Origin of the sequence: Leucobacter sp. M11 (assembly GCF_035726885.1) — a bacterium.
Lineage (GTDB): Bacteria > Actinomycetota > Actinomycetes > Actinomycetales > Microbacteriaceae > JAPFRB01.
In genome coordinates this window covers 358,985-360,397 of record NZ_JAPFRB010000002.1, presented here as the reverse complement: position 1 = coordinate 360,397, position 1,413 = coordinate 358,985, and the positions used below count along the sequence as shown (strand labels likewise).

The window sequence follows — 1,413 nt, the reverse complement described above, 5'->3', positions numbered from 1 at the left end:
TGCCAGAAAACACCTGAGTATCGCGTATCGGACGCGACGGTCTTGATATCCTCGGCGACGGTCCGCCCGGGCACAAGACGTTTTCCGAGGTCCGGACACTTTGACGGGTCAGTCGGCAAAAGCGGACACAACGTGGTTTTTGGGCCGGTGAACGCGGCCCCGTTCCGGTGCTATGCTCGCCGGACTGTGCGCTGAAGCTGCTGGGGGCTCGGCGGTTATCCCGATGCTCGACCGGCGGAGGACCCCCAGATGATGAAGAGTGAGCTGGCACCGGATCGTGCCCGTGAGCGGGCGCTGGGCCGAGCGGAACAGCGCCGCGCGATCACCCGGGACGAGGCGATCGCGCTCGTTTCGGCCCGCGGCGCGGAGCTCGACCGGCTCTGCCGGGTCGCCGCGGCGGTGCGGGACGAGGGCCTGGCTCGGCGGGGCACGCCGCGCACCCTGACGTATTCCCGGAAGGTGTTTGTCCCCCTGACGACGCTCTGTCGGGATCGGTGTCACTACTGCGTGTTCGTCGACACCCCGAATCAGCTGGCCCGGCAGGCGCGGCCGGTGTTTCAGTCGCCCGAGACCGTGCTGGAGATCGCCCGTGCCGGGGCGGCCGCGGGCTGTCGCGAGGTGCTCTTCACCCTCGGGGATCGGCCGGAGGCGCGCTGGCCGGTCGCCGACGCCTGGCTGCGCAGCCGGGGCTACGCCTCAACGCTCGATTACGTCAGCGGGATGGCCGCGCTCGTGCACGCGGAGACGGGGCTCTTGCCGCACATCAACCCGGGGGTCATGACCTGGGCGGAGCTGGAACGGCTCCGCCCCACGGCCCCCTCGATGGGCATGATGCTGGAAACCACCTCGCGGCAGCTGTGGTCGGAGCACGGCAGCGCGCACTATGGCTCGCCGGACAAGGACCCCGCGCTCCGGCTGCGCGTCCTGGAGGATGCGGGGCGGGCCCGGGTGCCGTTCTCGACCGGCATCCTGCTCGGCATCGGCGAGGGGGCCGCCGACCGAGTGGACGCGCTCCTCGCCATCCGCGCGAGCCGGGAGCGCTGGGGGCACATCCAAGAGGTCATCGTGCAGAACTACCGGGCGAAGCCCGCGACCGCGATGCGGGACGTCCCCGACTTCGGGGCGGAGGCGTACCGCGCGGCGATCGCGGTGGCCCGGCTCCTGCTCGGGCCGGATGCCCGCGTCCAGGTGCCGCCGAACCTCAGCGACGAGGCGGCGCTCGCGGGGCTCATCGGGGCGGGCATCGACGACTGGGGCGGGGTGAGCCCGGTCACCCCGGACCACGTGAATCCGGAGCGCCCGTGGCCCGAGCTGGACCGGTTGGCGCACCTGACCGAGCGGGCGGGGTACCGGCTCCGGGAGCGGCTCACGGCGCACGCCGAGTATCTCGATGAGGCGGATGGCTGGGTCGAC

General features: G+C 71.8%; 1 protein-coding gene. It reads left to right on the top strand.

The window, feature by feature from the left end; translation table 11 throughout:
* Positions 1-249: 249 nt before the first annotated feature.
* Positions 250-1,413: 7,8-didemethyl-8-hydroxy-5-deazariboflavin synthase CofG (gene cofG / locus OOT08_RS05975; RefSeq protein ID WP_325091672.1), on the top strand; the 1,164-nt coding region annotated here is incomplete at its 3' end.